Consider the following 6,623-nt stretch of genomic DNA (forward strand, 5'->3'; position numbering starts at 1 on the left):
GCGGCGAAGGACATCTGCGGAAATGGCAAGAATCGTCTGCCTGGGTGAGGCCATGCTCGAACTTTCGGGCCATGGCGATGACTGGCATCTGGGCTTTGGCGGCGATACGCTGAACACCGCCGTGCACCTGGCCCGCAGCGGGCACGATACGGCCTATATGACCGCGCTGGGCAGCGATCCGTTCAGCGCGGATTTACCCGCGCGCTGGCAGGCCGAGGGCATCGATACCAGCCTCGTTGTCACACACCCCAAGCGCAACACCGGCCTCTACGCCATCACCACGGACGAGCAGGGCGAACGCAGCTTCACCTACTGGCGCGAGGCGAGCGCAGCGCGCGCGATGTTCGAACTGGAAGCCATCGACGATGCCATAGCCCGGGCGGAAACGGCGGACCTGCTCTATTTCTCGCTGATCTCGCTGGCGATCCTGCCTCCGCAAGGGCGGCAGGATCTGCTGCGCCTGGCCGGACGCGTGCGCGATAACGGCGGGCTGGTGGCCTTCGACGGCAATTACCGGCCGCGCCTGTGGGAATCGCAGGAGGCCGCCATCCGCATGCGCGACAGGGCCTTGCCCTTCGCCGACATCGGCCTGCCCACGTTCGAAGACGAAGCCGCGCTGAGCGGCGCGGAAACGCCGGAAGAAACCGTCACGCACTGGCAACGGCAAGGCTGCGGCGAAGTGATCGTGAAACTGGGCGCGGAGGGGTGCCTGCTGCCCGATGGCAGCCCCTGCCCCGTCCCCGAAACGCTGCAGCCGATCGACACCAGCGGCGCAGGCGATGCTTTCAGCGCGGGATATCTTGCCGCGCGCCTCAACGGCGTACCGGACAAAGCCGCTGCGCAGGCGGGGCATGCCCTGGCAGGCTGGTGCGTCATGCGGCGCGGCGCCATCCCGGCAGCAGATGACGAGGCACCGTACCGGAAGATTTGAACTGCATAGATTATAGGCAAAAAAGACAGGGGGAGAACGATGTTCAAGAAAGCGTACCGCACAGCCGCTTCACTGACAAAGCCGGGATTGATTGCGATGTTCACGGCATCAACCCTGGCCTCCTGCGCCGGCACGGCGCCTGTCCCATCTGCGAAGCTGCCAATCACAGGACAGTACGTGGCCATGGGCAGTTCCTATGCGGCCGGTCCGATGCTGGGCAGCCCCAAGCCCGGCACACCGTCGCGCTGCGGCCGCGACAACAACAACTACGCCACATTGCTCGCAGCACGTATGGGTCTGGACCTGATTGACGTGTCGTGCAGCGGCGCCACGACCGCGCATATTCTGGGTCCCTGGAAAGAGCTTCCCGCACAGCTTGATGCCCTCACTCCGGACACGCGGCTCGTGACCGTCACGATCGGCGGCAATGACGTGAACTATGTCAGGAATGTCTACGTAGCGAGTTGCAATCCCGCCGGGCACAAGTGTCCGCCGCTGCTATTGCCGACGGAAGCCGACTGGCAGAACCTGGAAGCCCACCTGACCGCGATCGGCCGTGAGGTTCACGCCAGATCGCCGAAAGCCACACTGGTCTTCGTGGAATATGTAACGCTCGTCCCGGACGGTAAGGTCTGCGCCGCCGTCCCGCTTTCAGATACGAAAGCCGCGACGATGCGTGAACAGGGCAAGAGGCTTGCTGCCGTGACCGCTCAGGCAGCAAAGGAAACCGGAGCACTGCTGATAGACACCAGCGCTCTCTCCGCCCATCATACACCCTGCGATGCCGATCCGTGGAGCATGGGCGCGCCAAATACCGGCCCCGGCGCTCCCTGGCATCCGAGCGCGGCCGGGATGCGGAGCATCGCCGATGCGCTTGTCCGCAAGCTGCAAGGTTAGGACGGATCGATCGGCGCCCGCCTTCAGGCGGGCGCCTTTACGGGGTTGCTGTTCTCACGCCAGCCGCGCAGGAGCGCCCAGAGCACGGCGGCACCCATAATATCGAGCGCGGCCAGCGCCACGAACAGCGGGCTGTATCCGTAAACGTCCGCGCTCTGGCCGATGATCAGCGTGAACAACATCCCGCCGATCCACGCGATCGTTCCGGCCATACCGCTGGCAGTCGCCACCGTGCGCGGCTCGAACAAGTCCGAGCACAAGGTGATGAGCGCGCCATTGAGCATCTGGTGCGCGAAACCGCCCACGCAGAACAGCGCGATGGCGAGCCCCGGCGATCCGGCAAGGCCGATACAGGCCGGGCCGATCATGCACATGGCCCCCAGAGTCATCGTCACCTTGCGTGAGGCGATCATGCCCGCGCCGCGCCGCATCAGCACCGGCGGCACCAGCCCGGCGGCGAGAGAGCCCAGATCGGCCGCCAGAAACGGCAGCCAGGCCCACATCGCCACGCCCTTGAGATCGAGCCCCCAGACCGAAACGAGATAGAGCGGGATGAAGAAATTGAACGTCTGCCAGGCCGGTTCGGCGAGGAAACGCGGGATGGCGATCGCCCAGAAACCGCGCGAGCGCAGCACCGCCTTGCGTGTAGCCGGGCGAGCGCTGCTCTCTGTGGTCTGCCGCTGGTCCTGCACGATCAGATCCCGCTCGGCCGGGGTGATACGCGGGTGATCCTGCGGCGTGCGGTAAGCGAACCACCAGAGCAGCGCCCAGACCACACTCAACGCGCCGGTCACATAGAACGCCGATTCCCAGCCCCAATTGAGAATGCAGAACACCACCAGCGGCGGCGCGGCGATATTGCCCACGCTCGTGCCCATCTGGAACGCGCTGGTCGCCAACGGCCTTTCGCGCGCGGGGAACCATTCCGAAACCGCCTTGGTCCCGGCGGGGATCGCCGCCGCCTCGGTCGCGCCGAGCAATCCGCGCATGAAAGCGAGACCCTGCCATCCGCCCACCAACCCATGCGCCATGTTGGACAGCGCCCAGCCCATCGCGAAGATGAAGAACCCCAGCCGCGTGCCCAGCGCATCGAGCACGGCACCGGCTACGGTCTGCATCACCGTGTAGGCTGCCTGAAAAGCCATAACGACCCAGCTGTATTCCTCGGTCGACATGCCGAACTCGGCCTTGATCGTCGGCGCGGCCACGGAAAGCGTCGAGCGAGCCAGATAGTTCAGCACCGTGCCCAGCGTGACCAGCCCGATGATCCACCAGCGCAGCGGGATACGGCGGATCATGCCTCGCCCGCCCGCACGGCCAGCAGGAAGCGCGCGGCGGAAGCGGCCGCTGCCATGCCGTCGTCAGGCTGATCGACTTCGACATAGCCGATCGCATCGGTGATCTTGTCGAGCTTTGGCAGCAGCGTGGCATAGTCCAACCGCCCCGCACCGGGCTCCACCAGTTGCTTGATCATGTCCTTGCCGCGCGAGGGATCGACATCCTTGAGGTGCAGCGAGCGGACGCGCGGCCCATACGTGGAGACCACGGTGAACGGATCGGCGCCGCCAAGCCAGGCCCAGGCCAGGTCGATTTCGAAGCCGACGAGGCTTGGGGGATAGGTACGCGCGATGATTTCCAGCGGGGTCTCGCCATCCAGCGGCTTAAAGTCCCACCAATGGTTGTGATAGACCAGCGTCAGGCCCAATTCGCGCGCGGTTTCGGCCATCTTGCCCAGTTCGGGCAGCCATTTGTCAAACGCAGCACGCGTGGTCTGCCCGAATTTCGCGCCCCGAAAGAACACGGGCGCAGCGGTATAAGCGAGGATCGACGCCCCGATCTCCACGGCCTGTTCCGCCTGTTCGCGAAACCCTCCGGCAAAGCCGTAGCGGGCGACGCCGACTTGCATGCCCGCCTCCCGCACCAGCGCAGCCCGTTCCTTCGGCCCCAGCGCGAAGACTTCGCCGGGCCGGTTGCCCGCCAGGCTCATGCCCAGATGCGTGTACCCCATCCCCGCCAGCTTGCGCAGCGTTCCGGCATAGTCCTCCTGCAGCGCCTTGGTCACAGTCATTTCAAGCACGCCAAGCGGACGGCGGCGAGGCGCCGCAGAGGCGCTGACACAGGCGCCAAGGCTGCCCGCCCCCAGCAGCGCGATCGCCGCCCGGCGGTCCAATGCCCGGATCACTTCGTCACCTCGATCGCCGCCAGCGAAGCCTTGCCCCCCACGCTCGCGAAATCGAGCTTGAGCACACCGCCCGAGACCGTCACCGGGAACGAACGCACCACTTCCTTAAGCGGTCCCCCCGCGGCCTTCTGCACATTCAGCCCTTCGATCACGGGCGTGCCGTTCGCCGTTACCGTGAGCGCCTGCTGATCCGAGGCCTTCGGATCGGGCTCGAACATGTGCAGCGTCACCGTCCAGTTCCCATCGGGCACGGGGATGCCATAAGAGAAGCTCTCACCCTCGCGCCAGTATTCGAAAAGCTGGGGATTGGCGGTTTCCACATCGCGATGGGGGCGCAGCGAGCGCCCGCCGAAGCCCACGAGATTGAGCACCGTGGGTGTGCCTCCCGTCACGAAGGTATCCGAGCCGTAACGGTGCCCGTCCAGATCGCGGGTGCCGAGGCTGCCCACATCGATGCGGATGCCCTTTTGCGGATCGGGGCCGTTCCACGTCGCGGTATCGGTCAGGCTCTCCTTGCCGCCCACCGTCGTGACCACGGCCTTATTCGGCCCCGGCGCGAGCGGCACGTCCCTCCACTCGCAGACATCGTCGGTGCAGTCCGCCTCTCCGACCACCTTGCTGCCCATGGTCAAGCGGGCCTTGGGCGAATTGGCATAGGCCTTCACGGTCATGACCGGATAGGACCGGTCGACATAATGCTTGCCCGCGAAATGGACCGCCGGGGCATCGCTCCAGGCCACCTTGTAGTACCAGAAGGCGTCCTTCTTTACCTTGCGGTCCGCCGTGACGAGGCCCTTGTCATTGAGATCGACGGAATCGCCTTCGTCCCTCAGGTCGCTGGCGAAATCGAACATGTTCCACACCCAGCTGGCGAACACGAAATCGCGCGCGTTGATCACCGGCCAGGACTGTTCGTGCAGCCAGGCCTCGTATTCCTCAGGATGCGGGCGGCCGACGAAATTGACGAAGCCGCTTTTCACATCATCACTGTGCTGGGTGACGGCCCCGCCAGCACCATATTCGGTGATCGAAATCGGAATATCGGGATGCGCCCCGTGCATCTTATCGAGCATCACGCCCAGTTGCGCGCGCACTTCGAGCGGCTTGGGATAGTACCAGCCGTAGTAGCGGTTGTAGCCGATCAGGTCCGTCGTACCCGCCAGCTTCTCGCCGCTGGTCTTCATCATGCCCACCCCCTCGCAGCAATCGGCGAAGGCCGTGGGGCGGTCCGGATCTTCCTGCTTCGCCGTCGCATTGAGATGCTGGAGCAGGGGCAGCGATTGCGGCAGCTTGCCCTTGACGCCAAAGCCCCTGGCCGCGTTCACTTCATTGCCGACCGACCACATCATGATCGAGGGATGGTTGTAATTCTGCCGGATCTGCTCGCGCAGTTGCTGGTCGGCGTTGGCCCAAAGACTGTCCGAACCCTTGCCGCCGGACAGCGAGGGCGTGGTGACGTAGGGCAGCTCCGCCCAGACGACCATACCCGCCTTGTCCGCCAGTTCCGTCCATTTGTCCGCGTGCTGATAGTGCGCCTGGCGGACGGTGTTTGCCCCCAGCTCCTCGATCAGCTCCATGTCGCGTTCGTGCTGCGCGTCGGTGAGCGCCCAGCCCGAGCCGAGCCAGTCCTGATGGCGCGAAACGCCGTGCAGCTTCACATGGCGCCCATTGAGGAAGAACCCGGCATCGGCATCGAAGCGGAATGTGCGCAGACCCAATGGCTGCGTCACCTGATCGAGCACTTTGCCATCGCCGCTGAGCGTGGCGGTGACGGAGTAGAGATAGGGATCGGCGCGCCCGTTCCACCGGTGCGGATGGGGAACCGTCAACCGCGCCGCCATTTCGGCCGCGCCCGGTGCGAGATGGACGGGCTGCACGGCCTGCGCCACGACTTTGCCCGACGCATCGGCAATCTGCGTGGTCAGCTTCAGATCGCGCGCCGCGCCCTGATTGCGCAACCGGGTGCGAACATCGACCACGGCTTGCGCATCGGTAATCTCCGCCGCCCGCACATAGACCCCCGGCCCGCCGTAATCGAGCGGATCGATCGAGGCGGCGGGCAATTGCAGCAGATGCACCGGCCGGTAGATGCCGCCCTCGACGAAGAAATCGCCCGACAGCGGAAGCACCTGCCCGCTGGCATTGTCCGGCTCCGGCTTGGAATTGTCCGCCTTTACAACGATGAGGTTCGGCTGCCCCGGTTTCCACACGTCTGTCACATCGAAACGGAAGCGGGCAAAACCGCCCTTGTGCGTCCCCACATGCTGGCCATTCACCCAGACATCGGCAATCTTCGCCACGGCCGCAAAGTCCAGATACTGGCGCATGCCCGCCGCAGCGGCGGGCGCATCTACCATGAGCCGGTACCAGCCGATGCCCTGCTTGTTGTTCGTTTCCGGCCCGCGTTCCAGCCCATAGCCGCCGATCCGGTTCCAGGTGTGCGGCACCGACACCTGATCCCAGCCGCTATCATCGAACCCCGGACCGGTGACGGCGCCAGACTCATCCCCGAAACGGAAACGCCATCCATCCGCCAGCTCCACGGCCTGACGCGGCGCGGCTTCAGCTTGCGCCGCCGGAGCCGCCACAGCAGCAACCACGCCTCCCCCCAGG

The 6,623-nt window shown here is 65.3% G+C and carries 5 protein-coding genes; 2 read left to right on the forward strand and 3 right to left on the reverse strand.

The window, feature by feature from the left end; genetic code table 11:
- Window positions 1-22: 22 nt before the first annotated feature.
- Together MTR66_RS03520 and MTR66_RS03525 are read left to right on the forward strand one after the other, a co-directional pair.
- A complete protein-coding gene (locus MTR66_RS03520; RefSeq protein ID WP_243917958.1) occupies window positions 23-931 on the forward strand; it encodes a sugar kinase in 909 nt (302 codons plus the stop codon).
- Between the two features lie 39 nt (window positions 932-970).
- Window positions 971-1,828 carry an SGNH/GDSL hydrolase family protein gene (locus MTR66_RS03525; protein ID WP_243917959.1) on the forward strand — a complete coding sequence of 286 codons (858 nt, stop codon included), beginning with the start codon at window positions 971-973 and terminating at the stop codon, window positions 1,826-1,828.
- Between the two features lie 23 nt (window positions 1,829-1,851).
- Here the strand turns inward: MTR66_RS03525 and MTR66_RS03530 are convergent, their stop codons facing one another.
- From MTR66_RS03530 to MTR66_RS03540, 3 genes are all read right to left on the reverse strand, one after another.
- A complete protein-coding gene (locus MTR66_RS03530) occupies window positions 1,852-3,126 on the reverse strand; it encodes an MFS transporter (RefSeq protein WP_268740170.1) in 1,275 nt (424 codons plus the stop codon).
- Window positions 3,123-4,010, reverse strand: a complete 888-nt coding sequence (locus MTR66_RS03535) for a sugar phosphate isomerase/epimerase family protein (RefSeq protein ID WP_243917960.1) — start codon at window positions 4,008-4,010, stop codon at window positions 3,123-3,125. Before MTR66_RS03535 ends, MTR66_RS03530 begins: the two co-directional genes overlap by 4 nt.
- The coding region (locus tag MTR66_RS03540) for a glycoside hydrolase family 2 TIM barrel-domain containing protein (protein WP_327194475.1) at window positions 4,007-6,623 on the reverse strand (2,617 nt) is incomplete at its 5' end. The genes MTR66_RS03540 and MTR66_RS03535, both read right to left, overlap by 4 nt.

This window comes from Novosphingobium beihaiense, assembly GCF_022832375.1.
Lineage (GTDB): Bacteria > Pseudomonadota > Alphaproteobacteria > Sphingomonadales > Sphingomonadaceae > Novosphingobium > Novosphingobium beihaiensis.